The 25213-nt window shown below is 71.2% G+C and carries 25 protein-coding genes and 1 pseudogene; 13 read left to right on the top strand and 13 right to left on the bottom strand.

The features are described from left to right. The coding region (locus D471_RS0109500) for an aminotransferase-like domain-containing protein (protein ID WP_040689046.1) at positions 1-1209 on the bottom strand (1209 nt) is incomplete at its 3' end. On the opposite strand from D471_RS0109500, the gene D471_RS0109505 reads away from it, so the two are divergent. Beyond that, positions 1208-2101, top strand: coding sequence for a DMT family transporter (locus D471_RS0109505; protein ID WP_026127564.1), 894 nt, complete (start codon positions 1208-1210; stop codon positions 2099-2101). The two genes, D471_RS0109500 and D471_RS0109505, sit on opposite strands and share 2 nt — an antisense overlap. Before the next feature lie 67 nt (positions 2102-2168). On the opposite strand, the gene D471_RS0109510 is transcribed toward D471_RS0109505, so the two are convergent. From D471_RS0109510 to D471_RS0109545, 8 genes are read right to left on the bottom strand one after another with little or no spacing between them, the layout of a single operon-like run. After that, on the bottom strand, positions 2169-2549 hold the full coding sequence (locus tag D471_RS0109510) for a metal-sulfur cluster assembly factor (protein WP_017598406.1): 381 nt from the start codon (positions 2547-2549) through the stop codon (positions 2169-2171). After that, positions 2546-3022 (bottom strand): Fe-S cluster assembly sulfur transfer protein SufU, encoded by a 477-nt coding sequence (gene sufU, locus D471_RS0109515; RefSeq protein ID WP_017598407.1) that lies wholly within the window; start codon positions 3020-3022, stop codon positions 2546-2548. The genes D471_RS0109510 and sufU overlap by 4 nt, the downstream gene beginning before the upstream one ends. 23 nt (positions 3023-3045) lie before the next feature. Continuing rightward, on the bottom strand, positions 3046-4344 hold the full coding sequence (locus D471_RS0109520; protein WP_017598408.1) for a cysteine desulfurase: 1299 nt from the start codon (positions 4342-4344) through the stop codon (positions 3046-3048). A gap of 2 nt (positions 4345-4346) precedes the next feature. Beyond that, a complete protein-coding gene (sufC, locus tag D471_RS0109525; protein ID WP_017598409.1) occupies positions 4347-5108 on the bottom strand; it encodes a Fe-S cluster assembly ATPase SufC in 762 nt (253 codons plus the stop codon). Between the two features lie 8 nt (positions 5109-5116). Beyond that, complete coding sequence (locus D471_RS0109530; RefSeq protein ID WP_017598410.1) at positions 5117-5452, bottom strand: non-heme iron oxygenase ferredoxin subunit; 336 nt, start codon at positions 5450-5452, stop codon at positions 5117-5119. Continuing rightward, positions 5445-6605 (bottom strand): Fe-S cluster assembly protein SufD, encoded by a 1161-nt coding sequence (gene sufD / locus D471_RS0109535; protein ID WP_017598411.1) that lies wholly within the window; start codon positions 6603-6605, stop codon positions 5445-5447. Before sufD ends, D471_RS0109530 begins: the two co-directional genes overlap by 8 nt. 1 nt (position 6606) lies before the next feature. After that, a complete protein-coding gene (sufB, locus tag D471_RS0109540; RefSeq protein WP_017598412.1) occupies positions 6607-8019 on the bottom strand; it encodes a Fe-S cluster assembly protein SufB in 1413 nt (470 codons plus the stop codon). Positions 8020-8038: 19 nt separating this feature from the next. Continuing rightward, entirely contained in the window at positions 8039-8785 is a 747-nt protein-coding gene (locus tag D471_RS0109545) for a helix-turn-helix transcriptional regulator (RefSeq protein ID WP_017598413.1), read from the bottom strand. Between the two features lie 340 nt (positions 8786-9125). Between D471_RS0109545 and D471_RS0109550 the strand changes: the two genes are divergently transcribed. Both D471_RS0109550 and D471_RS0109555 read left to right on the top strand, forming a co-directional pair. After that, on the top strand, positions 9126-10067 hold the full coding sequence (locus D471_RS0109550) for an ABC transporter ATP-binding protein (protein WP_017598414.1): 942 nt from the start codon (positions 9126-9128) through the stop codon (positions 10065-10067). Then, positions 10067-10900: an ABC transporter permease gene (locus D471_RS0109555; protein ID WP_017598415.1), complete on the top strand. Its 834-nt coding sequence runs from the start codon at positions 10067-10069 to the stop codon at positions 10898-10900. Before D471_RS0109550 ends, D471_RS0109555 begins: the two co-directional genes overlap by 1 nt. A gap of 110 nt (positions 10901-11010) precedes the next feature. On the opposite strand, the gene D471_RS0109560 is transcribed toward D471_RS0109555, so the two are convergent. Further along, positions 11011-11700: an RICIN domain-containing protein gene (locus D471_RS0109560; protein WP_017598416.1), complete on the bottom strand. Its 690-nt coding sequence runs from the start codon at positions 11698-11700 to the stop codon at positions 11011-11013. A gap of 135 nt (positions 11701-11835) precedes the next feature. Here D471_RS0109560 and D471_RS0109565 point away from each other — a divergent pair, with 135 nt between their 5' ends. The 4 genes from D471_RS0109565 (at position 11836) to D471_RS0109580 (ending at position 15072) form a co-directional block, all read left to right on the top strand. After that, on the top strand, positions 11836-12222 hold the full coding sequence (locus D471_RS0109565; RefSeq protein WP_017598417.1) for a hypothetical protein: 387 nt from the start codon (positions 11836-11838) through the stop codon (positions 12220-12222). Positions 12223-12228: 6 nt separating this feature from the next. Next, on the top strand, positions 12229-13161 hold the full coding sequence (locus tag D471_RS33675; protein WP_017598418.1) for an EamA family transporter: 933 nt from the start codon (positions 12229-12231) through the stop codon (positions 13159-13161). A gap of 392 nt (positions 13162-13553) precedes the next feature. After that, on the top strand, positions 13554-13922 hold the full coding sequence (locus D471_RS42730) for a DUF4352 domain-containing protein (RefSeq protein ID WP_449406562.1): 369 nt from the start codon (positions 13554-13556) through the stop codon (positions 13920-13922). Between the two features lie 37 nt (positions 13923-13959). Beyond that, positions 13960-15072 carry a COX15/CtaA family protein gene (locus tag D471_RS0109580; protein WP_017598420.1) on the top strand — a complete coding sequence of 371 codons (1113 nt, stop codon included), beginning with the start codon at positions 13960-13962 and terminating at the stop codon, positions 15070-15072. Here the strand turns inward: D471_RS0109580 and D471_RS0109585 are convergent. Beyond that, the gene (locus D471_RS0109585) at positions 15008-16294 is read right to left on the bottom strand and encodes a PrsW family intramembrane metalloprotease (protein ID WP_017598421.1); all 1287 of its coding nucleotides are present in this window, start codon (positions 16292-16294) and stop codon (positions 15008-15010) included. The genes D471_RS0109580 and D471_RS0109585 overlap by 65 nt on opposite strands. Before the next feature lie 182 nt (positions 16295-16476). Here D471_RS0109585 and D471_RS0109590 point away from each other — a divergent pair, with 182 nt between their 5' ends. Continuing rightward, positions 16477-16890, top strand: a complete 414-nt coding sequence (locus D471_RS0109590) for a hypothetical protein (RefSeq protein WP_017598422.1) — start codon at positions 16477-16479, stop codon at positions 16888-16890. A gap of 97 nt (positions 16891-16987) precedes the next feature. On the opposite strand, the gene D471_RS0109595 is transcribed toward D471_RS0109590, so the two are convergent. Together D471_RS0109595 and D471_RS0109600 are read right to left on the bottom strand one after the other, a co-directional pair. Next, complete coding sequence (locus tag D471_RS0109595) at positions 16988-17956, bottom strand: heme o synthase (protein ID WP_026127566.1); 969 nt, start codon at positions 17954-17956, stop codon at positions 16988-16990. Between the two features lie 337 nt (positions 17957-18293). Next, positions 18294-18494 carry a DeoR/GlpR family DNA-binding transcription regulator gene (locus tag D471_RS0109600; protein WP_017598424.1) on the bottom strand — a complete coding sequence of 67 codons (201 nt, stop codon included), beginning with the start codon at positions 18492-18494 and terminating at the stop codon, positions 18294-18296. Between the two features lie 47 nt (positions 18495-18541). Between D471_RS0109600 and D471_RS39065 the strand changes: the two genes are divergently transcribed. From D471_RS39065 to zwf, 5 genes and pseudogenes are all read left to right on the top strand, one after another. Then, a complete protein-coding gene (locus tag D471_RS39065; protein WP_193789754.1) occupies positions 18542-18898 on the top strand; it encodes an acetate and sugar kinases/Hsc70/actin family protein in 357 nt (118 codons plus the stop codon). Between the two features lie 95 nt (positions 18899-18993). Beyond that, positions 18994-19892: pseudogene (locus tag D471_RS38295) on the top strand (NAD(P)-dependent oxidoreductase). Between the two features lie 307 nt (positions 19893-20199). Beyond that, the gene (tkt, locus tag D471_RS0109615) at positions 20200-22293 is read left to right on the top strand and encodes a transketolase (protein WP_017598426.1); all 2094 of its coding nucleotides are present in this window, start codon (positions 20200-20202) and stop codon (positions 22291-22293) included. 89 nt (positions 22294-22382) lie between these two features. Then, positions 22383-23492, top strand: coding sequence for a transaldolase (gene tal / locus D471_RS0109620; RefSeq protein WP_017598427.1), 1110 nt, complete (start codon positions 22383-22385; stop codon positions 23490-23492). 188 nt (positions 23493-23680) lie between these two features. Continuing rightward, a partial coding sequence (gene zwf / locus D471_RS0109625) for a glucose-6-phosphate dehydrogenase (protein ID WP_017598428.1) occupies positions 23681-25213 on the top strand: 1533 nt, incomplete at its 3' end.

Below are 25213 nucleotides of genomic sequence, written 5' to 3' on the forward strand. Positions count from 1 at the left end.
CCGGTCGGGGAGTTCCCTCAGCAGGGCGGTGCTCATCGCGCAACGGCGCTCGGACAGGCCCGCCGCGAGAGCGCGCAGGTGGCGATGCCAGGAGGGGGAACCGACCAGTTCCAGGGTCGCCTCCTGGAGGGGGCGCGGCACGAAGAAGCTGTCGACCACCTGGATGGCGCGCAGACGGCGCAGCACCGGCCCCCGGGCGGCCAGGGCGCCCACCCTCAGGCTCGGCGAGGTGGACTTGGTCAGGGAGCAGACGTGCACGACGGTGCCGTGTTCGTCGTCGGCGACCAGCGGCGGTGGCAGGGGGCCGGCGTCGGCGTGGGCCAGACGCCGGGCGAAGTCGTCCTCCACGACGAACGCGCCCGCTTCCCGCGCGATGCGCAGGACCTGCGACCTGCGTTCGGGCGCGAGCACGGCCCCAGTGGGGTTCTGGAAGAGCGGCTGGCAGACCAGCACACGCGCTCCGGTGGCTCGGAAGGCTCCCTCCAGCAACTCCGTGCGCAACCCGTCGGTGTCCACGGGCACGGGAACCGGACGCATCCCGGAGGCGCGCGCCACGGCCAGGAGCCCCGCGTAGGTGGGCGACTCCACCAGGACGGATCCGCCGGGCGGGGCGAGGGCGCGCAGCGCGGTGGTGAGCGCGCTCTGCCCTCCCGCCGTGATCAGGACGTGGGAGGCGTCCAGGTGCCCGGTGGGACCGGTGATCTCGCGAGCGAACCAGCCTCGCAGCTCCTCGATCCCCCCGATCGGCGGCTGCTCCCACACGCCCGGTCGGCGCGCGGCGCCCGCCAGGGCGGAGGCCAGCGCCCGGTCGGGCCGGAGCGAGGGGTGCAGGTAGCCGCCCTGGAAGGAGATCGTGCCGGGCGGCGGCGCGGCGAGCGTCGCCAGGACCCCGGCGTCCTCGACGGAGCGGGGCACCGAACCGCCCGGTCCGGTCGCGGTCTCCGCGCTGAGCGCGACCTCCTGCCACGAGGTGTCCCCGCCGGGCCGGACCGGCGCGGACCGCTCGGCCCGGAAGGCCCCAGCCCCGGGCCGGGTGACCAGCACCCCCTCGGCCGCCAGCTGGGCGACGGCGCGCGAGACGGTCACCGGCCCCACGCCGTAGCGCTCCACCAGCGCACGGCTCGACGGCAGCTTCTCCCCAGGCTGGTAGCGCTCGAAGTCGCGACGCAGCGATGCGACGAGAACACCCACACTGCTACTCTCATTCATGAGAGTACAGAATAGCGCTACCAGCACGAAGCCGGTAGCGGTCCGCACCGGCACCGCACTCGCCGCCCTGGGCGTCCTCGGCTTCTCGTTCAGTCTTCCGGCCACAGCCTGGGCGCTGGACGGATTCGGCCCCTGGACCGTGACGGCCGTGCGCTGCGCCCTGGCCGGACTGCTGGCCGCCGTGGCGCTACGGGTGGCACGGGTACCGCTACCCGACCGCCGACAGATCGCACCGATCCTGGTCGTGGCCCTGGGGTGCGTGGTGCTCTTCCCCCTGCTGAGTACGCTCGCCCTCCAGACCACCTCCACCGGGAACGCCGCGGTCATCGTGGGCGCCATGCCCATCGCCACCGCCGCCTACGCCGCCGTGAGCACGGGCGTGCGCCACTCCCCCGTGTTCTGGGCCGCCGCGGTGGCCGGGACCGCCGTGGTCGTCGCCTTCACGTTCCTGCGCAGCGGCGGCGTCCCCTCGACCGGGGACCTGTACATGATCGGCGCGGTCGTGGGCGGCGCCGCCGGGTACGCGGAGGGCGGACGGCTGGCCGCACGGACACCCGGGTGGCGGGTCATCGCCTGGGCGCTGGTGTGCTCGCTGCCGGTGTCCGTCCCGGCCTCCGCTCTCGCCCTGGCGCTGGAACCGGCGCACCCCACCCCGACGGCGGTGACCGGACTGGCCTACCTCGTGCTCATCAGCCAGTTCGCCGGGTTCGCGGCCTGGTACGGCGGGATGGCGATCATCGGTGTGGCCCGAGGCAGCCAGCTCCAGCTCGCCCAACCCGTGCTCACCCTGTCGTGGGCGGTGCTGCTGCTGGGCGAACCCCTCACCCCCAGCGCTCCGATCGCCGCCGTCGCCGTGCTCGTCTGCATCATCGTCACCCAGAGAGTGCGGTAGGTGAGAACACGAAGCGGGCCGGTCCCCCGAAGGGGTCACCGGCCCGCCCGTAGACTCCGCTCGTTCCTCAGACGTTGAAGCCCAGCATGCGCAGCTGGTCCCGTCCGTCGTCGGTGATCTTGTCCGGACCCCACGGCGGCATCCAGACCCAGTTGATCCTGACCTCGCGCTCGAACTCGTCCAGGGCGCTGGTGGCCTGGTCCTCGATCACGTCGGTCAGCGGGCACGCCGCACTGGTCAGGGTCATGTCCAGGGTGATGACGTCGTCATCGGCGTTCACCCCGTACAGCAGTCCCAGGTCCACGACGTTGACGCCCAGCTCGGGGTCGATCACGTCCTTGAGCGCCTCGCTGATCTCCTCGACCAGCTGCTCGGCTTCCGGGGACAGGGGGGCGGCGGTCTCGGCGCCCTCGTCGGCCCCGGCCTTCACCGTCTCGTTCTCGCTCATCGGGCGCCTTCCTTCTCCAGGGACTTCGCCACAGCGTCCTTCCAGGCCATCCACCCCAGCAGGGCACACTTGACCCGCGCGGGGTACTTCGACACGCCGGCGAACGCCACGGCGTCCTCCAGCACGTCCTCGTCGGGTTCACCCTGGCCCTTGGACTGCATCAGCTCCGTGAAGGCCTCCAGGGTACGCATACCCTCGGCGACCGTGCGCCCGATCAGCAGGTCGGTCAGCACCGAGGTGCTGGCCTGACTGATCGAGCAGCCCATCCCCTCGTAGGAGACGTCCTCGACGACCGCCTGGTCGTCGAGGGCCGCCCCGTCGGCCGGGGCCAGCGCCACCCGGAGCGTCACCTCATCCCCACAGGTGGGGTTGATGTGGTGCGCCTCCGCGTTGTGCGGGTCCCGCAGCCCCTTGTGGTGGGGGTTGCGGTAGTGATCCAGGATGATCTCCTGGTACATCGCGTCCAGCTGCATGGTCAGGCTGTTCCTCGCTCGCTTCAGGGCCGGGTTCCGAAGAACCGCTGCGCGTCCTGGATCGCCGACACGAGCGCGTCCACGTCCTCCAGGGTGTTGTAGAGGTAGAACGACGCGCGCGTGGTCGCCGGGATACCGAGCTTGCGGTGCAGCGGCCAGGCGCAGTGGTGGCCCACCCGCACCTCCACACCCCGGTCGTCCAGGACCTGGCCCAGGTCGTGGGGGTGGATGTCGTCCACCACGAACGACACCGCGCTCCCGCGGTCCACGGCCTCGGTGGGGCCGACGATCCGCACGCCCTCGATGGCGCCCACCCGCTCCAGCGCGTACTCCGTGATCCGGTGCTCGTGCTCGGCCACCCGGTCCATGCCCACCTCGCTGAGGTAGTCACAGGCCGCGGCCAGACCGACCGCCTGCGGCGCCATGGGCACCCCGGCCTCGAACCGCTGCGGCGGCTCGGCCCAGGTGGAGTACTCCATGTGCACGACACCGATCATGGAACCGCCGGTGATGAACGGCGGCATGGCCTCCAGCAGCTCCCGCCGGGCCCACAGGACACCGATCCCGTTGGGGCCGAGCATCTTGTGCCCGGAGAAGGCCAGGAAGTCCACATCCAGCTCGGCGACGTCCACCGGCATGTGCGGGACCGACTGGCAGGCGTCCAGCAGCACCAGCGCGCCGACCTCTCGGGCACGGGCGACGATGGGCGCCACCGGGTTGACCGTCCCCAGCACGTTGGACTGGTGGGCGAAGGCCACCATGCGGGTGCGCTCGTTGACCAGGTCGTCCAGGTCGGACAGGTCGAGACGGCCCTCCTCGGTGACCGGGAACCACCGCAGCGTCGCGCCGGTGCGCTGGCACAGCTGCTGCCAGGGCACCAGGTTGGCGTGGTGCTCCATCTCGGTGACGACGATCTCGTCCCCGGGCCCCACCTGGAAGCGGCGGAGCCCGTCGTCGGCCGTGGCCGCGTTGCTCATCGCGTAGGCGACGAGGTTGATCGCCTCGGTGGCGTTCTTGGTGAACACCACCTCACCGGGGGCCGCCCCGACGAACCGGGCGATGGTCTCCCGGGCGGCCTCGTAGGCGTCGGTCGCCTCCTCCGCGAGCTGGTGGGCGCCGCGGTGCACTGCCGCGTTGTGGCGCTCGTAGAACTCGCGTTCGGCGTCCAGTACCCGTCTCGGCTTCTGGGAGGTCGCCCCTGAGTCGAGGTACACCATGGGGCGCTCGTCGCGGACGGTCCGGGAGAGGATCTCGAAGTCCTTCCGGATCGCCTGGGTGTCGAGCAGACCCGTCTCGGGCCGACCGAACTCGCGGAGGGTCACGGTTACGCGCCCGCCTTCACGAACCGCTCGTAGCCCTCGGCCTCGAGCGTGTCGGCCAGCTCCGGACCACCGGACTCGGCGACACGGCCGTTGGCGAAGACGTGGACGAAGTCCGGCTTCACGTAGTTGAGGATGCGGGTGTAGTGCGTGATGAGCATGACGCCCATCTCACCGCCGGCCTTGGCGCGGTTGACGCCCTCGGACACGACCTTGAGCGCGTCGACGTCGAGGCCGGAGTCGGTCTCGTCGAGGATGGCGACCTTCGGCTTGAGCAGCTCCAGCTGGAGGATCTCGTGGCGCTTCTTCTCACCGCCGGAGAAGCCCTCGTTGACGCCGCGGGCGGCGAAGGTCGGGTCGATGGACAGGTCCTTCATCGCGCCCTGGAGCTCCTTGGAGAACTGGCGGAGCTTGGGAGCCTCGCCGCGCACCGCGGTGACGGAGCTGCGCAGGAAGTTGGACATGGACACGCCCGGGACCTCGACCGGGTACTGCATGGCCAGGAACACGCCGGCGCGGGCGCGCTCGTCGACGCTCATCTCCAGGATGTTCTCGCCGTCGACGAGGACCTCGCCCTCGGTGATCTCGTAGCGGGGGTGACCCGCGATCGCGTAGGCGAGGGTGGACTTGCCGGAGCCGTTGGGGCCCATGATGGCGTGCGTCTCACCGGAGTTGATGGTCAGGTCGACGCCCTTGAGGATCTCCTGCCGCTCGTCCTCTCCGATCAGGACGTCGGCACGCAGACCGCGGATTTCGAACTTCGTCATATCAAGCCTCAGGAATTCTTCTCATCCAGCGACACGAGCACGTCGTCGCCGTCGATCTTCACGTCGTAGGTGGGAACCGGCTGGGTGGCGGGCGGGTTGATCGGCGCCCCCGAGCGCAGGTCGAAGCAGGAACCGTGCAGCCAGCACTCGATGGCGCCGTCCTCGACCTCGCCCTCCGACAGGCGGACCTCCGCGTGCGAGCACACGTCCCGCACCGCGAAGACCTCGCCCTCGGAGCGAACCAGCGCCAGAGGGGTCTGGTCGTCGAGCTCGATCCCCAGGGCCCCCTCTTCGGGGATCTCGGCGAGCTCGGCGACCTTCACCCACTGCCTGGTCTCACTCATGGGCCGCCAGCTTCCGCTCGACCTTGGCCATGATGTCGTCGCGCAGCTGCTCGACCGGGATCCGGTTGATGAGCTCCAGGAAGTAGCCGCGGATGACCAGGCGGCGGGCCTCGTCCTCCGGGATACCGCGCGAGCGCAGGTAGAACAGGTGGATGTCGTCGAGGCGGCCGCTGGCGGCGGCGTGCCCGGCGCCCTCCACCTCACCGGTGAAGATCTCCAGGTTGGGCACCGAGTCCACGCGGGTGTCGTCGGTGAGCTGGAGGTTGCGGTTGTGCTCGTAGGAGTCCGTGCCGGTGGTGCCCTCGCCGATGATCACGTCACCGATCCAGACACCGTGCGCGTCCTTGCCGCTGAGCGCGCCCTTGTACTCCACACGGGAGCGGGTGTGCGAGAGGTTGTGGTCGATCAGCGAGCGGTGCTCGTGGTGCTGACCGTCTCCCGTGAAGTACAGGCCGTGCAGCTCGGCGTTGCCGCCGCGCCCGGTGTAGGCCACCTTCGGGGAGAGCCGGACCAGGTCACCGCCCAGCGTGACCACGATCGACTTGAACGTGGCGTCCTTGGCGACCTGGGCGTTGTGCTGCGTGACGTCGACGGTGTCGCCGTCCCAGTCCTGGACGCTGACCAGTGTGAGGCGGGCGCCCTCGCCGACGTGGACGTCCACGCTGCCCGCGCGCACACCGGTGCCGGTCTGGTTGAGGACGATGACCGCCTCGGCCAGCGGCTTGACGTCGATGACGTACTGGTCGAAGCGGGTCCCGCCCTGGGCCTCGCGGTCGATGGTCACGTGCCGGTCCAGGGCCTTGCCCTGGGCGACGGTGACGACCGTGGCCTCCTCGAAGGAGGTGTGGGCCTGGGCGACCACGCGGTCAGCGGGGAAACCGGCCTTGCCGATGCGGGAGTCGTCGCGGCCGACGCGCTCCACCGTGACGCCCTCGGGGGCGTCGACGTCGAGCTTGTCGGTGCCGTCGGCGACGGCGCTGCCGTCGTGCAGGCCCTTGAGGCGGCGGATCGGGGTGAACCGCCACTCCTCCTCGCGGCCGTTCGGGACGGGGAAGTCGTTCACGTCGAAGGACCCGTGGGTGGCCAACTTGGAGAACGGGATGTCCCCGAGACCGTGACTGTGGGCCTTGGGTTCGATGCTCGGGCTGGTCAACTTAACCAACCGCTCCTTCCATCTGAAGCTCGATCAGCCGGTTCAGTTCCAGCGCGTACTCCATGGGCAGCTCGCGCGCGATGGGCTCGACGAACCCGCGCACGATCATCGCCATGGCCTCGTCCTCGTCCATCCCCCTGCTCATGAGGTAGAACAGCTGGTCCTCGCTGACCTTGGAGACGGTCGCCTCGTGCGCGAGCTCGGCGTCGTCCTCGCGCAGGTCGTTGTAGGGGTAGGTGTCCGAGCGGCTGATGGTGTCGATCAGCAGCGCGTCGCACTTGACGGAGGACTTGGCGTGGTCGGCGCCCTCCTGCACCTGCACCAGACCCCGGTAGGAGGCGCGGCCCCCGCCGCGTGCCACCGACTTGGAGATGATGGTGGAGGAGGTGTTGGGCGCGCAGTGCACCATCTTGGAACCGGTGTCCTGGTGCTGGCCCTCACCCGCGAAGGCGATCGACAGGGTCTCGCCCTTGGCGTGCTCGCCCATGAGGTAGACGGCCGGGTACTTCATGGTGACCTGGGAGCCGATGTTGCCGTCGATCCACTCCATGGTGGCGCCCTCTTCGGCGACGGCGCGCTTGGTGACCAGGTTGAAGACGTTGTTCGACCAGTTCTGGATGGTCGTGTAGCGGCAGCGCGCGTTCTTCTTGACGATGATCTCGACGACCGCGGAGTGCAGCGAGTCCGACTTGTAGATCGGTGCGGTGCAGCCCTCGACGTAGTGGACGTAGGCGCCCTCGTCGACGATGATCAGCGTCCGCTCGAACTGGCCCATGTTCTCGGTGTTGATCCGGAAGTAGGCCTGGAGCGGGATCTCCACGTGCACGTTCTTGGGCACGTAGATGAAGGATCCGCCACTCCACACGGCGGTGTTGAGCGCGGCGAACTTGTTGTCGCCGGGCGGGATCACCGAGCCGAAGTACTCCTCGAAGATCTCGGGGTGCTCCTTGAGGGCGGTGTCGGTGTCCAGGAAGATGACACCCTGCTCCTCCAGGTCCTCACGGATCTGGTGGTAGACGACCTCGGACTCGTACTGCGCGGCGACACCGGCGACGAGGCGCTGCTTCTCGGCCTCGGGGATGCCCAGCTTGTCGTAGGTGTTCTTGATGTCCTCGGGCAGGTCCTCCCAGGAGGCCGCCTGCTTCTCCGTGGACCGCACGAAGTACTTGATCTTGTCGAAGTCGATCCCCGACAGGTCCGCGCCCCAGTTGGGCATGGGCTTCTTGTCGAAGAGCCGCAGGGACTTGAGGCGGAGCTTGGTCATCCACTCCGGCTCGTCCTTCTTGTCGGAGATGTCGCGAACGACCTCTTCGTTGAGACCGCGACGGGCCTTCGACCCGGCCTCGTCGGAGTCGGCCCAGCCGTACTCGTAGTTGCCGAGCCCCTCGAGCTCGGGGTGCGCGATAGACGTCATGCGCGGACTCCTCCTGGACTCAGACGTCCTTGTGGTGTTCCGAGCCGCCCGCCCCCTGGCGGACGGCGTTGGTCGCGGGGGTGCCGTCGCCCCCGTCCGCCCCGTCTCCCCTGGGGGTGACGTGCGTGGTGCACACACCGTCGCCGTGGGCGATGGTGGCCAGCCGGCGCACCGGGGTGCCCAGAAGCCGCGAGAAGGCCTCGATCTCGGCCTCGCAGAGCTGCGGGAACTCGGCGGCGACGTGGGCGACGGGGCAGTGGTGCTGGCACAGTTGGTCGCCGCCCCCGGGTGCGGGCGCCCGGCCCGCGGTGGCGGCGTAACCGTCGTTGGACAGGGCCTCGGCCAGGAGCCGGACGCGCTGTTCGGGAGCAACAGCGTCGAGCTGCGGCTTGTAGCGCCTCTCCAGGTCGGCGACCTGACGCTGGGCGAACTCGCCGACGGCCTCGGGGCCGGCGGTCTCCGCCAGGAAGCGGAGCGCGCTGGAGGCGAGGTCGTCGTAGGCGTGGACGAAGGCGTCCCGCCCGGCCTCGGTGATGGCGAAGACGCGTGCCGGGCGACCCCTGCGCCGGCGTCCGCCGACGGGTCGTGCGTCACGGGCCTCGACCATGCCCTCGCTGGTCAGGTTGTCGAGGTGGCGGCGGATGGCCGCCGGGGTGAGTCCGAGCCGTTCCCCCAGGGAGGAGGCGGTGATCGGACCCTGTTCGAGGATGAGCCGCGCCACCCGCGCGCGGGTGCCGTTCTCGCCCCCGCGATCGGGGCCGGACATGGGACGGGGCACACTGGACGCGTTGGACACAGCGTTCCCCTCCCTTCTCCGGACGCCGCTCGTGTTTTAGACAACATCAGTGTGGCCTAAATAAGTCCGCGTAGGCAAACCCGCATTCATGCCCTTCATCACGAAGGTCAGCCTTGCCTAACAGCGGATTCACGCGACGACCATCGGCACACCACAACGCCGACCGGCGCCACGACAGTCCCAATTCCCACATCCTGAGACGCGCGACCGCGATGCGGACACCTCGGGTGTCCGTTCCCGCATCCGCGCGCGGACCCGCCGTCCCGGGCCGGTGACCCGCCTCGCCGGGCCGCACGTAGACTCATGGCCCATGGACACAGCCGCGGTCGAGGTCGTCGACCTGGTCAAGCGCTACGGCACAACCACCGCAGTCACCGACCTCACGTTCACCGCGCGCAGGGGCGCGGTCACGGCGCTGCTCGGCCCCAACGGAGCGGGCAAGACGAGCACCATCGAGATCTGCGAGGGGTTCCGCCGCGCCGACGGCGGACGGGTGCGTGTACTGGGCATGGACCCGGTCGCCGACGCGTCCGCGCTCAAGCCCCGGGTCGGTGTGATGCCCCAGTCGGGAGGCGTTCCCACCGGCGCCCGCGCGGGCGAGTGGCTGCGGCTGATGGCCTCCTTCCACGCACGGCCGATCGACCCCGACCTCCTGCTGGAGCGCCTCGGGCTGACCTCGGCCGCCGCCACCCCGTTCCGCCGCCTGTCCGGAGGCCAGCAGCAGCGCCTCTCCCTGGCCTGCGCCGTGGTCGGACGCCCCGAACTGGTCTTCCTCGACGAGCCGACCGCCGGGCTCGACCCACAGGCGCGCATGGCCACCTGGGACCTCGTGGCCTCCCTGCGGGCGGCCGGGGTCGCGGTGATCCTCACCACCCACCACATGGACGAGGCCGAGCGGCTGGCCGACCATGTGATCGTCGTCGACCGGGGCTCCGTGGTCGCCGAGGGGAGTCCCCGCGAGTTGACCGGCGAACGGCGCGAGGTGCGCTTCGCCGCGGCCGAACCGCTGGACGCCGAGGCGCTGCGAGCCGCACTGCCCGAGGGCAGTCGGGTCGGGTCCGCGACCGCCGTGGGCGGCGGGCACGAGTACGTGATCAGTACCGACGACCCCGACGCCCTGGGGCCGGAGTTCCTGGCCACGGTCACCGCCTGGTGCGCCTCGGCCGGGATCCTCGCCGAGGACCTGCGCGTACGGCGGCGTACCCTCGAAGACGTCTTCCTCGAACTCACCGGCCGGGAACTGCGCGACTGATGACCGAGCACACCTCCAGCACCCCCGCGGCCGCCCTCGTCGGCCGCTCCGCCGACGGCGACGCCGACCTGTTCCGCCCCGATCCGGGGGCCGCCCCGACCTGGCGGATGGTCGCCGCCCAGGCGGGGATGGAGCTGCGGATCATGCTGCGGCACGGTGAGCAGTTCCTGCTGACCATGGTCATCCCGGTCCTGCTGCTCGTGGGCTTCAGCCTCACCTCCGTCCTGGATGTGGGCGGTGGAGCCCGCGTCGACGCCCTCACGCCCGGCGTACTGGCGCTGGCGGTCATGTCGACCTCGTTCACCGGGCTGGCCATCGGAACGGGCTTCGAGCGCCGCTACGGGGTACTCAAGCGTCTGGGCGCGACCCCGCTGTCGCGCTTCGGGCTGCTGGCCGCCAAGACCCTGGCCGTGCTCGGCGTGCAGGCGATCCAGGTCACGGTGTTGTGCGTGGTGGGCCTGCTGCTGGGCTGGTCGCCGTCGCTGGACCCGGTCGGCGCGGTGGCCGTGCTGGCCCTGCTGCTGCTGGCCACGGCCGCGTTCAGCTCACTGGCGCTGTTGATGGCGGGCACCCTGCGCGCGGAGGCGACGCTGGCCGGGGCCAACCTGGTCTACGTGCTCATGCTGGGGATGGGCGGGGTGCTCTTCCCGACCAGCAGCTTCCCGGGGCCGTTGGAGCAGGCGGTCTCGGTCCTGCCGATCACCGCGCTCACCTCCGGTCTGCGGACGGTACTGGTCGACGGCTCCCTGCCCGGCATCGCCGCCTTCGCGGTACTGGCCGTGTGGGCCGCGGTGGGCGCCCTGCTGGCGAGCCGTCTCTTCCGCTGGGAGTGAGCCGCGTTCGTCGCGGGCCCCACCACCCTCGACGGACGCCTACGGCGCGGCCCCATCCATGAGAACCCCGCCGCCGCCCGAGCGGAACCCCCTGGGTTGACCCCCGCCCCTCAGCTCAGGGGGAGCAACCGCCACTGCTGGTGGGCCTGGCCCGCGTCGGCGGCCCGGGTGACCAGTGTGCCGTTGTCCGGCGCGCCGCCCTGGCCCTCCAGGGCCTGCCCGGTCGCGCGGTTGACGATGCGGATCACCCCGGCCCCCACCTCGACCAGGGACCACTGCTGGTTGGGCTGTCCGGTCCGGGTGAGCAGCGACGCTCCGGGCCCCGCGTCCGGTCCGGTGGGGATCTCCAGGAGCTTGTTGGCACCGATGGCCTCGATCTCGTAGAACCCGCCCTCCACGGGAACGAAGCGCCAACGCTGGTTGTCGCCGTCGTGGCGGTCCCACAGGTGCACGGGGGCCCCGTTGGCGGTGGCCGCCTGGGCGACGTCCATGACGCGGCCGCCGTGGACGTTCTGGAGGACGTAGACGGTCTCGGGGTCCAGGCCCGCCGGGTGGGTGGGCTCGGCGGAGGGCTCCTCGCTCGGTTCCTCGGAGGGCTCCGGTTCCGGGGCTCCCGGAGGCTCGACGAGGATTCCCGAGGCAACGGTCATCTCCGGTTCCTCCACCGGCTCCCCTCCCGGGAACAGGAGGCCGCCTGTGTACCCGGCGATGATGACGACCAGGACGAGTGCCACCGCGCCGACCGTGATCGGCCAGCGGGGGACGTGTCGGTCGGACAGGGAGTCGGTTCGAGGGGACATGCGTGGGTGCTCCAAGGCGGCGGGAATCGGGCCGTCTCGGCGACGACCCCGAACTATTTCACACCACACGCACCGATTCGCGCATGTTGGCCGGTCGACGCGCCCCTCGCACGGTTCCCGATAGTGTCGGCCGCCATGGAGGCCATCGGAGTTCCCTGGTTCATCGTCGTCCGCCACCTCGGACCGCCCTTGTTCCTACTCGTCGCGGGTGGGGCCCTCCTGCTGTGGCGGCGCCCGGCGCGGCGCGCTCTGGCCTGGGCCGCGCTGGCGACCAACCTGGTCGCGGCGGCGCTGCCGTACGCGTGGATCGGCGCGCAGGCCCTCACCGAACAGGCCGAGCGGACGGTGTACGGACTGGTCATGACACTCCTCCAGCCGGGCCTGGTGGTCGTGGCCTGGTCCCTGCTGCTGATCGCCCTCGTCGCGCCGGGGCGCCGCGAGGGGGACGGGAGACGGAGTCACCGGGAGGGCGACGGGAGGAAAGCGGCCGTCGACCGACGGGACTCCGAAAACGTAGGATGACTGTCCATGAGCTCCTCGTCGGATCGTGCGGGCCTCTCCCCGCGCGCCGCGGTGGCGTCCGTGCCACCGGTCTGGTTGGTCCTGGTCAGCATCTCCTCCGTGCAGATCGGCGCGGGTGTGGCCAAGAACCTGTTCGAGGCGCTTCCCCCCGCGGCCGTGGTCTGGTTGCGACTGCTCACCTCGGCGGTCCTGCTCGTCCTCGTGGCGCGGCCCGCCCTGCGGGGACGCGACCGCACCGACTGGACCGTGGTCGTCGGCTACGGCGTGGCGCTGGCGATGATGAACTTCTTCATCTACCAGGCATTCGCCCGGATTCCCCTGGGGATCGCGGTGACCATCGAGTACCTGGGCCCCCTGACCATCGCGATCCTCGGCTCCCGCCGCCGCGTCGACCTGCTGTGGGCCGCGCTGGCCGGGCTGGGCGTGGTCGCGCTCGGCCTGGAGTCGGCCTCCCTGGACCCGTGGGGCATCGTGTTCGCCGTGCTGGCCGCCGCGTCGTGGGCGGGCTACATCCTGTTGAGCGCGGCCACGGGCCAGCGGTTCAGCGGCGCGTCGGGACTGGCGATCGCCAGCGTCGTCGGCGTCGCCCTCCTGGCGCCCGTGGGCGTGGCTCAGGGCGGCGGAGCCCTGCTGGACTGGCGCCTGCTCCTGTTCGGCCTGGCCGTCGGCGTCCTGTCGTCCGTGGTGCCCTATTCGCTGGAGCTCACCGCCCTGCGCAGGATGCCGCCGCGCGTGTTCGGCGTCCTGATGAGCCTGCAGCCGGCCGCCGCCGCACTGGTGGGGCTCGTACTGCTGGGCGAACTGCTCACCGTGTGGCAGTGGCTCGCGGTCGCCTGCGTCATCGTGGCCAGCGTCGGGGCGACACGCACGTCGACCCGGCGGGGCAGGGGTGATCGTGAGGCCGATTCCTCCCCCTCCCCGCCGCACCGGAGCGAGTGAGGCCCCTCACACGAGGCCTCGGGAACATCGGTGGAACCGGACACATCTCACGCATGTCATCCGATCCCCACTCCGTGTCACCCGTTTGGAGCCCCATGTACCCCCACCAGCCCCACGGCCACCCCCAACCTCCCAGGAGGGGGATGTCCACCGGAGCCAAGATCGGTATCGGCTGCGGTGTCGCGGCCGGAGCGGTGGTGGCCCTCCTCGTCGCGCTGGTCGTCGTCGGCGGGATGCTCGTCCGGAACGCCGAGCCCACACCGGCGCAGCCGCCGGAGGCGTTCGACCCCAGCGACTTCCCGACACCCGACGTCCTCAGCGACGAGACCGTACCCGCCAGCGACACCACGGTCGGCCTGACCGCCGCCCCCGGGACCCTCGAGCCCAGCTTCATGTTCGACGACGGCGACTACGTCACCGTGGAGGTCACCGTCGTCAACAACACCGACGAGCCCGTCAGCGTCGCCAGCATGTACTTCACCCTCGTCGACGACGGCGGTGAGGAGCACGTCGCGGGCGCGGGCCTGCTGATGGACGCCGACGACATCGACGTCGTCGAACTGGCGCCGGGCCAGGAGATCACCGGCAACGTGAGCTCCTCGGGCACCTTCACCCCCGTGACCGTCCAGTTCCAGAGCGGCTCCCCCCGCCCNCACGACCTACACCGCCCCCGTGGCGTGACTCCGGGGCCCCGGGGGCCGATCGGCCCCACCCCCGGCCGACGGGCCCCGACGCAGGTCGCGCCGGTCGACCGGGGGTGAGCACCGGTGGCCGGAACCATGTACTACGCTCTGTCGTATGCTTGCGCTCCCGGCCACCGCGACCACGGCCCCGCCCCCGCTCCCCGCACTCGCGACGGAGACCATCGAGATCCTCGGCGCCCCGCTGTGGGCCTGGCAGATCGCCTTCGCGGCCGCCGGGGTCCTGGTGCTCGTCCTGTTGGCCCGCACCATCTGGACACCGACCCCGCGGTCGTTGCGCGCCTGGGCGCTGGGCAACGTCGTGGTCAACGCGGGGATCGCCGTCACCGGCGCCACGGTGCGCGTCACCTCCTCCGGGCTCGGCTGCTCGGAGTGGCCGCGGTGCACGCCCGACAGCTTCGTGCCGCTCGAGACCGAGCACGCGGCGCTCAACGCCGCGATCGAGTTCGGCAACCGCACGCTCACGTTCCTCGTGCTCGCGGTCGGCCTCATCACCCTGCTGGCCGTCCTGCGGTCCCGGCCCCGCCGCCGTGACCTGACCCTGCTGGCCGTGATCATCCCGTTCGGCGTGCTCGGCCAAGGGGTGGTCGGCGGCATCACCGTGTGGACCGATCTGCACCCGGCCTCGGTCGCCACGCACTTCCTGCTGTCCATGTTGGTGACCTTCCTGGCCGTGGCGCTGTACGTGCGCTGCCAGGAGCCCGAGGGAACGCCCCGGGTGTCGGTCGGCCCGATGCTGCACGCGCTGAGTATCGGCCTGGTGGTGATCGGGTTCCTGCTACTGGTCGCCGGGACCGTCGTCACCGGCACCGGCCCCCACGGCGGCGACGCCGAGGCCCCGCGTTGGGACCTGGCCCTGAGCGCGGTCACGCGGGTGCACTCCGCCCTGGCCTGGCTGACCCTGGCCGCCGCGGGCCTGGCCGCCGTCATCGCGGTCCGCGGCGGTGCGCGGCGTCCCGTCAAGGTCAGCGCCACGTCCCTGGTCGTGGTGGTGCTCCTGCAGGGGGTCCTGGGCTACACGCAGTACGCGCTCGCGCTGCCCGAGGGCCTGGTGGTGCTGCACGTACTCGGTTCGACCCTGACCTGGATCGCGATCTGCCGCCTGTACTTCTCCACCACGCGGCTCGTCCCGGCGGCCGAGGGCCTCACCGGACCGGACGCTGACCGTGACGGGGAACGTAGTCCTGTTGAGCCCGCGCCTGGGCGATGACGTGCGCGAAGTCCGATCTGCGCAGGAAGCCTGAGTCCGTCGGGCTCTCCGCCCAGCCGGGGGACACCGGCTGGGGGAGCCGCCCCAGGAAGGTGTCGCGCGCCACGTGCATGAGAGCCAGGAACGAGTCCCGGCGGACCTTCCAGTCGTCGCGCGGCAGGCCGGCGTCCAGCTTCTTGTGCAGGAGCGCGAGCTCGGTCGCGGCCAGCTGGTACTCCTTCATCGCCCTTCGCCCGCGGCGGCCCGCGTTGCGCGAGGCCCACTCACGGGCCTGACGCCGCCCGCCCATGGTGCCGAGCATGGTGATGTCGGCCGGCGTCACCAGCCCGGTGGGGATGTACTGGGGTAGGTAGTGAGCGATGGCGCTGATCTGGGCGTGCCGGTCGCGCACCGTCGTGGCCAGGAGGCAGAGGAGCACGAAGAAGAGCACCAGGTAGGCAGCGCCGAGCCCCAGCCAGCCATAGCGGGTCGAGGCGTTCCACATACCGTGCAGAACGACCGCCAGCCCCCACCCGGCGATGGGCGCGAACAGGCGGACCACGCCCGTGTTCATGGCCGCGTAGGCGACGCCGACGCCGATCATCGCGGTGTAGATGGGGTGCCCGAAGGGGGCGACGAGCCCGCGGATGGCGAAGGTGGCCACGAGGGTGTCGTCGAAGAACGCGCTGAGGAAGTACAGGACGTTCTCGGTGAAGGCGAAGCCGGTGGCGACCATCGCGCCGTAGATCACGCCGTCGGTGAAGGTGTCGATCTCGTGGCGGCGGCGCCACAGGAGGATGAGCAGGACAGCGCCCTTGGCGCTCTCCTCGACCACGGGCGCCACCACGGAGGTGGCGAGGTAGTCACCCAGGTCCTGGCCGTACAGGGGGACGGTGAGGTTGTTCATGCCCCAGGTGTTGAGCAGGAGCGACGCCACCACGGCGACGCCCGCGCCCCAGACGAAGGCGAAGAACAGGACCCAGCCGGGTTCGGGCTCGAACCGGTCCAGCATGAGGATGAGGGGCACGAGGACGGTGACCGGGATGACCGCGGCGATCAGGCTGACGACGAAACCCACCGCGCCGTCGATGCCGGCGGCCGCACCGCCCGCCATGGCCAGCAGCCACAGGTACACGAACATGCCGAACAGGCACACCACGCTGACCGAGATGCCCACGATGAGGGTGAGCGAGTAACGGGAGCGACGACCCTGGAGGATGGCCTTGCTGTCGAGACGGGGCATGGGCACCGATCGTATCCGGCCCCGGAGGGTGGAACGCGCCGTCGTCCACAGGCATCGTCGCTGATCTCCCGCAGTGCCGCGAAATACGGCAAGATCGTGGTGACTCGCCCGGTCGGCTCCCGACGGACTCGAGCGCCGCCTCCGGAGGACCGACGCCCCACCCCCAGACCGGAAGGCCCGACATGAACACCACCACTCCCCCTCCGACCGCCCTGTGGGCACTGCGAGCGACGGTGCTCCTGCACCTGGCCGCCGTGCTCTGGGAGGGCGCCACCGCCGGACAGCTGGTGACCTTCAACACCGAGGCCCTGCCCCTGCACTACTACGGCGCCTTCGGGGTCCACCTGGCCGCGGGTGCCCAGGTCCTCGCCGCGTGGTGGGTGTGGTCGGGCACCGGCCGTGGCCCGGAGGCGCCCCGGACGGTGCTGGCGGTGAGCCTGGTCGCCTTCGTCCTGGGCTTCGGGCAGGCGGCCATGGGCAGCTACGGACCGCTCCAGGCCCACGTGCCCGTCGCTCTGGTCCTGACCGGGCTGGTGGTGTGGGCCGCCGTCCTGTCCTGGTCGCGCGGGCTCCACAGGGTGCCCGTGGTGGGCTGACACCCGCCACCGGGACGAACCCCGGCGCGGTCGCGCCCCGGGAACGCGTGTGGCGGCGTCTCGCGCGAGGCGCCGCCACCACCGTGCTCCCGCTGGATCAGCCCAGCAGGTTGGCGATCAGCGGGTCGACGGTGACCGCCACGAACAGAAGCGCCAGATAGGCGTTGGACAGATGGAAGAAGCCCATCGTCTTGAGCTTGGCCCCGGTCACCCCGGCCATCGAGCGGCTCAGCAGGCGGTGCGCCTGACCCACCAGCAGCGCGCCCAGCACGAGGGCGACCACACCGTAGAACCAGGTGGCGTCCGCCACCGGCCAGAAGATCAGCGACACGGCCACGGTGGCCCAGCTGTAGAGCACGCACTCCAGCAGGACCCGGCGGTCGCTCGCCACCACGGGCAGCATCGGAACCTTGGCCGCCGCGTAGTCCTCGCGGTAGCGCATGGCCAGCGCCCACGTGTGCGGGGGCGTCCAGAAGAACACCACGAGGAAGAGCACGAACGGCGCCCACGACAGCCCGTTGGTGACGGCCGCCCAGCCGATGAGGACCGGCATGCACCCCGCGATTCCGCCCCACACGACGTTCTGCGCGGTGCGGCGTTTGAGCAGCATCGTGTAGACGAAGATGTAGAACACGATCGCGAAGACCGACAGCGCGGCGGAAAGCCAGTTGACCAGGACCGCGAAGCCCACGGTGGACCCGACCGCGAGCACCAGCCCGTAGGTGAGGGCGCCGCGTGGGGTGACCAGGTCCATCGCCCCCGGACGCTGGCGGGTGCGACGCATCTCACGGTCGATGTCGCGGTCGATGTAGCAGTTCATCGCGTTCGCGCTGGCCGCCGACATGGTGCCGAACAGCAGGGTCGCCACCGCGGTCCACAGCGGCGGGACGCCTCCGGCGGCGACGAACATCACGGGGATGGTGGTGATGAGCAGCAGCTCGATCACGCGGGGTTTGGAAAGGGCGACGTAGGCGCGCACGTGATCGCCGAAGGAGGCCTCGCGGGGGGCCTGGGGAGCGGCGGTGTCGGCGGCACCGGTGTGCGGGGAACGGTCGGCGAGGGCCATCAGCACCGTGCCCCCGGTCGGCTCGCTGGCGTCCCCTGGTGGGGTACCGGCTCGATTTCGGACACGCGGATACCTCGACAAGTCTAAGGGTCTCGACACTGCTCGCCATGCGGGGTCGAGCGGACCGACAAAGCGTCTGGATCGGCGGAAACCCCGTCAACGACATACTGTAGTACTTCCTCGCGGACCCCGAGGACGAGCCCCCGAACAACGGAAAGCGCCAGGCCCACGCCGTACCTGGCGGCGGGGGCCCGCCAGGTGTAAGCAGGGTCGCACACGCCCGCGCGCGCTGCCAGCGTGCCACGCTCCGCCCCGCCCCGCGCGCCGGCGGCCTCCGTCAGCACGGCACCACCTGGACGTCGACGCCCTGGTCACGAATCCTGCCCAGTTCGGCCCGGGGGATGCCGTCGTCGACGATGACGTGGTCGAAACGCGTCAGCGGAGCGAGCGCGTAGAGGCCCTCCCTGGCGAATTTGGTGTGGTCGACCAGCAGGACCCGGCGGGCCGCCGCATCCATGAGAGCGCGCTTGACGTCCACCGTCTCCTGCGACTGGTGACAGCAGGTATCGCCGGCATGACCGACGGATGTGCGGCACAGCTGGGAGCGGGGCCCTGGCGCCCGGCCCGTGGAACTCGGTGCTGGGCACCACCCTCGTACTCAAGGGCGTGGCCCCGCGCCTCCTGCGCGATCCCGGCGGTGTGGTCTACTCGCACCGCTCCTTGACCGGGGACTGGCCGCCCGGCGGAGCGTCGAGCACCGGTGCCGGGGCGCTCACCCACGCTCTGCCCGGCCGCGACCTGGACGAGTTGTCCGCCCGCTCCGCCGAACGCGGCGCCACGTCCACCGTCGCCTACCCGCTGGTCTCGGCCGGAGAGCGGTTCCCGTTCAGCGCCCCGAGGCGGAGGGGTTCCTCCTCGGCGCCCCCGCCGACGGCCCGCTGAGCCTCACCGGCGGCGCCGAGGAGGTCCAGGAGGCGTCGGGCACCGAGGAGGAGCTCATCGCGGCCCTGAGCGGTGTACGCGTCTGTGTCACGCAGATGGCGCCGCTCACCGAGCGCGTCCTGGCGGCCTGCCCCGACCTGGAACTGTTCTGTGTCAGCCGGGGCGGCCCGGTGAACACGAACCTCGACGCGGCCACCCGGCACGGCGTCGCCGTCTGCTTCGCGCCCGGACTCAACGCGGCGGCCACGGCCGAGCACACCCTCGGCCTCATCCTCGCCGCCGCCAGGCACATCCCCGACCTGCACACCGACTTGAGGGAAGGGCGCTGGCGCGGCGACTTCTACGACTACGACAACTGCGGCGTGGGGATCGAGGGAACCGCCGTCGGGCTCGTCGGCTACGGCGCCATCGGCCGCCGAGTCGCCGCGGCGCTGTCCGCGCTCGGAGCTCGGATCCTCGTGCACGACCCCTATGTGACCGAGGACGCGCTGCCGGAGACGGCCACCAAGGTGACCCTCGACGACCTGCTGGCCCACGCGCGGATCGTCTCGCTGCACGCCCGCCTGACCCCCGAGACCAGGGGCATCATCGGGACGGACGAGATCGCCGCGCCCTGGAATCGGGTCACCTACACGCGGCGGCGTTCGACGTCTACGCCGAGGAACCCGTCCCGCCGGACTCCCGACTGCTCAAGGCTCCGAACGTCGTCCTCACCCCGCACGTGGCCGGGGCGAGCCGCCAGGTCGCGCACAAGGCGGCCGACCGCTCGCGCACTGCGCCAACCCGGCCGTCCTCGACACCGATGGGGTTCTTCGAGGAAGGAAGGGGCGCGGGGAATGAGCGATGCGGCTCCCCACGGGCCGCCGCGGTTTCGGATTCGACACGAACCCCGCCGCCGAGATCTCAGCCACGTCGAGCCGTTCGACCAGCCCGCGACGAGGCTCGCCCCGCCCCGGCGAGGTGTGGAGCACACCCCCGACGAGGCCGGTCCTGACCGGTGGTGTTACCAGACGGTGATGAACGGTGTCGGGTGCCGCCTTACCTGGGCGTGGACGATAGGCTCACAGTTGGCCGAACCTGTCGGGATTCCCTCGGCCGTCGCGACCGTTGCAATGGGTGACCTCGCGGCCGGGGGCACCGCACGCCCCGCTCCGACACCCTGGGTGGTCCGTCCCCCCGCCAGGTCACCGGTCCGCCCCCTCGGCGGGCCGCGCCGGACACCGCCGGTGCCCGGCGACAGTACGCCAACAACCTTGCGCACACCGTGTCGAACGGGTGCCCGAGAAGGAGAACGAAAGTCCGTGAACGCCCACACGCCGCACGAACTTGAGTGGTCGGACCTCGACCTCCGCGCAGTCGACACCGTCCGAGCTCTGGCCATGGACGCGGTCGAGAAGTCGGGTAACGGACACCCCGGCACCGCCATGAGCCTCGCGCCCGCCGCCTACCTCCTGTTCCAGAAGGTCATGCGGCACGACCCGACCGCCCCTGAGTGGGTGGGCCGCGACCGCTTCGTGCTCTCCTGCGGCCACTCCAGCCTCACCCTTTACATCCAGCTCTACCTCGCCGGATACGACCTGAGCCTGGACGACCTCAAGTCGCTGCGCCAGTGGGACAGCCGCACCCCGGGCCACCCCGAGTTCGGGCACACCGCGGGTGTGGAGACCACCACCGGCCCGCTGGGCCAGGGCATCGGCAACGCGGTCGGCATGGCCATGGCCGCCCGCCGCGAGCGGGGTCTGTTCAACCCCGAGGCCGGTCCCGGCTCCAGCCCCTTCGACCACCACGTCTACGCCATCTGCTCCGACGGTGACGTCCAGGAGGGCGTCAGCCACGAGGCCAGCGCGCTCGCCGGGACCCAGCGACTGGGCAACCTCATCGTGATCTGGGACGACAACCGGATCTCCATCGAGGACGACACCCGCGTCGCGCACACCGAGGACGTGGCCGAGCGCTACCGCGCCTACGGCTGGCACGTCGAGGAGGTCGACTGGGCCGCCTCCGGCGAGTACGCCGAGGACGTCCACGCCCTGCACGAGGCGATCCTGCGCGGCAAGGCCGAGACCGACCGTCCCACCTTCATCCGCCTGCGCACCATCATCGGCTGGCCCGCGCCCAACAAGCAGAACACCGGCGCCATCCACGGCGCGGCCATCGGCACCGCCGAGATCTCCGCGACCAAGGAGATCATGGGCCTGCCCGATGAGCCGTTCGCCGTCGAGGACGCCGTCATCGAGCACACCCGCCGTGCCCTGGACCGGGGCCGCCAGGCGCGCTCCGAGTGGGAGGCCGCCTTCCAGGCCTGGCGGCGCAGCGCCGGTGAGCACGGCGACCTCTTCGACCGGCTCCAGTCCGGCAAGCTTCCCGTGGGCTGGGAGGAGAGCCTGCCCTCCTTCGAGGCCAGCGAGAAGGGCATGGCCACCCGCAAGGCCAGCGGCGAGGTGCTCAGCGCCGTCGCGCCGGTCCTGCCCGAGCTGTGGGGCGGCTCCTCCGACCTGGCGGGGTCCAACAACACCACGCCCAAGGGTGAGCCCTCCTTCCTGCCCTTCGACCGGGCCAGCACCATGTTCCCGGGCAACCCGTACGGCCGCGTGCTGCACTTCGGCGTGCGCGAGCACGGCATGGGCTCGATCCTCAACGGCATCGCCCTGCACGGCCCGACCCGCCCCTACGGCGGCACGTTCCTGGTGTTCAGCGACTACATGCGCCCCGCCGTCCGGCTCGCCGCGCTGATGAAGCTGCCGGTCACCTACGTGTGGACGCACGACTCCATCGGCCTGGGCGAGGACGGTCCCACCCACCAGCCGGTCGAGCACCTGTGGTCGCTGCGCGCGATCCCCGGTCTCGACGTCGTCCGCCCGGCCGACGCCAACGAGACCGCGGTCGTCTGGCGCAAGGTCCTGGAGACCACCGACCGCCCGGCGGCGCTCGCCCTGACCCGCCAGAACCTGCCGGTCCTGGACCGCACCGAGTACGCGCCGGCCGAGGACGCGGCCCGGGGCGGCTACGTGCTCGCCGAGGCGGGCACCGGGACTCCGGAGGCGATCATCATCGCCACCGGCAGTGAGGTCCCGATCGCCCTCGCCGCCCGCGAGGATCTGGAGGCGGCGGGTACGCCCACGCGCGTGGTCTCCATGCCCTGCGTGGAGTGGTTCGAGGCCGAGAGCGAGGAGTACCGCGAGAGCGTCCTGCCCTCCTCCGTGCGCACCCGCGTGTCGGTCGAGGCCGGGATCGCGATGGGCTGGCGCGCCTACGTCGGCGACGCGGGCGAGTCGGTCAGCCTGGAGCACTTCGGCGCCTCCGCGCCCTACCAGACCCTGTACGAGAAGTTCGGCCTCACCTCCGAGGCCGTGGTCGCGGCGGTGCGCGGCAGCGCCGCCAAGGCCGGACGCTGACGTCGCGGGCCCCGCGCCGGGACCCGGCGCGGGGCCCGCTCCCTGTGTGTAGCGGGCGCCAGACGCCCACGAGGAAGGCACGAGACACCATGAGCCACACACCACTGAAGGCCCTCTCCGAGGCGGGCGTGTCCGTCTGGCTGGACGACATCAGCCGTGAACGGCTGCGCACCGGCAACCTGGCCGCCCTGATGTCCACCCACCACGTGACGGGCGTGACCTCCAACCCGACGATCTTCGACAAGGCGCTCGCCGAGGGCGACGCCTACGACGAGCAGGTGCACGAGCTCGCCGCTCGCGGCGTGTCGGTCGACGAGGCCGTCCGTCTGCTCACCGCCTACGACATCCGCTGGGCCGCCGACACCCTGCGCCCGGTCTACGACTCCACCGGCCGCGTCGACGGCCGGGTCTCCTTGGAGGTCGACCCGCGGCTGGCCCGCGACACCGAGCGCACGGTCGCCGAGGCCAAGGCGCTGTGGTGGCTGGTCGACCGCCCCAACCTGATGATCAAGATCCCGGCCACGGCCGAGGGTCTGCCCGCCATCACCCGCGTGCTGGGTCTGGGCATCAGCGTGAACGTGACGCTGATCTTCTCCCTGGAGCGCTACCGCCAGGTGATGGACGCGTTCCTGGCCGGCATGGAGCTGGCCCGCGTCAACGGCCACGACCTGTCCCGGATCCAGTCCGTGGCCTCGTTCTTCGTCAGCCGCGTCGACACCGAGATCGACAAGCGCCTCGAGGCCGTCGGCACCGACGAGGCCAAGGCCCTGCGCGGCCGCGCGGCCGTCGCCAACGCCCGCCTGGCCTACCAGGAGCACGAGGAGGTCTTCTCCTCCCGCGAGTGGAAGGCCCTGGCCGACCTGGGCGCCACTCCGCAGCGCCCGCTGTGGGCCTCCACCGGCGTGAAGGACCCCGCCTACGAGGACACCCGGTACGTCACCGAACTGGTCGCGCGCGACACCGTGAACACGATGCCGCAGGCGACCCTGGACGCCACCGCCGACCACGCGGTCGTCACCGGCAACACCATCCTGGGCACCTACGAGCAGGCCGAGGCCGACTTCGCCGCGCTGGAGGGCGTCGGCGTCAACCTCACCGAGGTGTTCGGGGTCCTGGAGGACGAGGGCGTGAGCAAGTTCGTCGACTCCTGGGAGAGCCTGCTGGGCGGCTTGGCCGCCAAGCTCGACCAGGCCTCCTGAGCCCCGGCACGCCACGCGGAGCCGTCCCGCGGGCGAGGCGGCCCGTCAGTGACGTAGGGGCGCCGCGGTCCACCGGCCGGGGCGCCCGGCCCGAGCCCCCGTCCCCACCCGGACGGGGGCTCGGGTGCCCAGCCACCATCCACCGGCCACTCTCGACAGAAGGACGAGATCTCGTGAAAGAACCGGTGATGCCCGGAGCGGTACCCAACCCGCTCCGCGACGCCCAGGACCGCCGCCTGCCCCGCATCGCCGGGCCCAGTGTGCTGGTGCTGTTCGGCGTCACGGGCGACCTGGCGCGCAAGAAGCTGATGCCCGCCATCTACGACCTCGCGAACCGGGGCATGCTTCCTCCGGGGTTCGGCCTGGTGGGCTTCGCCCGCCGGGACTGGGAACACCAGGACTTCGCCGCCCAGGCGCACGATGCGGTCCGCGCCCACGCGCGCACCCCTTTCCGTGAGGACGTGTGGCGCCAGTTGAGCGAGGGAATCCGCTTCGTCCAGGGCGACCTCGGCGACGACGACGCCTTCGACCGCCTGGCCGACACGGTGCGCGAACTGGACGCCCAGCGCGGCACGGGAGGTAACTACGCCTTCTACCTGTCCCTGCCGCCCAAGCTGTTCCCGACCGTGGTCACCCAGCTCAAGCGGTCCGGCCTGGCCGAGGCCAAGGAGGGCGAGGGGCCCGGGGGGAGCACGCCGTGGCGGCGGGTGGTCATCGAGAAGCCCTTCGGCCACGACCTGGACAGCGCCCGGGAGCTCAACACGGTCGTCGACGACGTGTTCCCGCCGTCGTCGGTGTTCCGTATCGACCACTACCTGGGCAAGGAGACGGTCCAGAACATCCTGGCCCTGCGCTTCGCCAACACCCTGTTCGAGCCGCTGTGGAACCGCAGCTATGTGGACCACGTGCAGATCACCATGGCCGAGGACATCGGTGTGGGGGGCCGGGCGGGCTACTACGACGGGATCGGCGCCGCCCGCGACGTCATCCAGAACCACCTGCTGCAGCTGCTGGCCCTGGTCGCCATGGAGGAACCGGTCTCCCACGACGCGGACGCGATCCGCGCGGAGAAGGAGAAGGTCCTGTCGGCGGTCTCACTGCCCGACGACCTGTCCACCGGGACCGCGCGCGGCCAGTACGCCGCCGGCTGGCAGGGCGGCGCGGCGGTACCCGGCTACCTGGAGGAGGACGGCATCCCGTCCGACTCCGGGACCGAGACCTACGCGGCGCTCAAGCTCATGGTCGACACCCGCCGCTGGTCGGGCGTCCCGTTCTACCTGCGCACGGGCAAACGGCTGGGGCGGCGCGTCACGGAGGTCGCGCTGGTGTTCCAGGGGGCCCCGCAGCAGCTGTTCCCCCGCACCGACATCACCGAACTGGGGCAGAACGCCCTGGTCCTGCGCATCCAACCCGACGAGGGGGTGACGCTGCGCTTCGGGTCCAAGGTGCCCGGCGCCAGCATGGAGGTGCGCGACGTCAGCATGGACTTCACCTACGGCCAGTCCTTCACCGAGGCCAGCCCCGAGGCCTACGAGCGGCTCATCCTGGACGTGCTCATCGGTGACCCGCCGCTGTTCCCCCGGCAGGAGGAGGTCGAGCTGTCCTGGCGGATCCTGGATCCGGTCGAGGACTTCTGGGCCAAGTCCGGCCAGCCCGAGCAGTACGGCTCCGGCACGTGGGGACCGGAATCGGGTGAGGTCCTGCTCGCCAGGGACGGCCGC

This window comes from Nocardiopsis lucentensis DSM 44048 (assembly GCF_000341125.1).
In the GTDB taxonomy this organism is placed as follows: domain Bacteria; phylum Actinomycetota; class Actinomycetes; order Streptosporangiales; family Streptosporangiaceae; genus Nocardiopsis; species Nocardiopsis lucentensis.

Coding starts and splice junctions, on each gene's coding strand:
- D471_RS0109505 (WP_026127564.1), top strand. CDS start 1,208: ATGAGAGTACAGAATAGCGCTACCAGCACGAAGCCGGTAGCGGTCCGC.
- D471_RS0109510 (WP_017598406.1), bottom strand. CDS start 2,549: ATGAGCGAGAACGAGACGGTGAAGGCCGGGGCCGACGAGGGCGCCGAG.
- sufU (WP_017598407.1), bottom strand. CDS start 3,022: ATGCAGCTGGACGCGATGTACCAGGAGATCATCCTGGATCACTACCGC.
- sufC (WP_017598409.1), bottom strand. CDS start 5,108: ATGACGAAGTTCGAAATCCGCGGTCTGCGTGCCGACGTCCTGATCGGA.
- D471_RS0109530 (WP_017598410.1), bottom strand. CDS start 5,452: ATGAGTGAGACCAGGCAGTGGGTGAAGGTCGCCGAGCTCGCCGAGATC.
- sufB (WP_017598412.1), bottom strand. CDS start 8,019: ATGACGTCTATCGCGCACCCCGAGCTCGAGGGGCTCGGCAACTACGAG.
- D471_RS0109545 (WP_017598413.1), bottom strand. CDS start 8,785: ATGTCCGGCCCCGATCGCGGGGGCGAGAACGGCACCCGCGCGCGGGTG.
- D471_RS0109550 (WP_017598414.1), top strand. CDS start 9,126: ATGGACACAGCCGCGGTCGAGGTCGTCGACCTGGTCAAGCGCTACGGC.
- D471_RS0109555 (WP_017598415.1), top strand. CDS start 10,067: ATGACCGAGCACACCTCCAGCACCCCCGCGGCCGCCCTCGTCGGCCGC.
- D471_RS0109560 (WP_017598416.1), bottom strand. CDS start 11,700: ATGTCCCCTCGAACCGACTCCCTGTCCGACCGACACGTCCCCCGCTGG.
- D471_RS0109565 (WP_017598417.1), top strand. CDS start 11,836: ATGGAGGCCATCGGAGTTCCCTGGTTCATCGTCGTCCGCCACCTCGGA.
- D471_RS33675 (WP_017598418.1), top strand. CDS start 12,229: ATGAGCTCCTCGTCGGATCGTGCGGGCCTCTCCCCGCGCGCCGCGGTG.
- D471_RS0109580 (WP_017598420.1), top strand. CDS start 13,960: ATGCTTGCGCTCCCGGCCACCGCGACCACGGCCCCGCCCCCGCTCCCC.
- D471_RS0109585 (WP_017598421.1), bottom strand. CDS start 16,294: ATGCCCCGTCTCGACAGCAAGGCCATCCTCCAGGGTCGTCGCTCCCGT.
- D471_RS0109590 (WP_017598422.1), top strand. CDS start 16,477: ATGAACACCACCACTCCCCCTCCGACCGCCCTGTGGGCACTGCGAGCG.
- D471_RS0109595 (WP_026127566.1), bottom strand. CDS start 17,956: ATGGCCCTCGCCGACCGTTCCCCGCACACCGGTGCCGCCGACACCGCC.
- D471_RS39065 (WP_193789754.1), top strand. CDS start 18,542: ATGTGCGGCACAGCTGGGAGCGGGGCCCTGGCGCCCGGCCCGTGGAAC.
- tal (WP_017598427.1), top strand. CDS start 22,383: ATGAGCCACACACCACTGAAGGCCCTCTCCGAGGCGGGCGTGTCCGTC.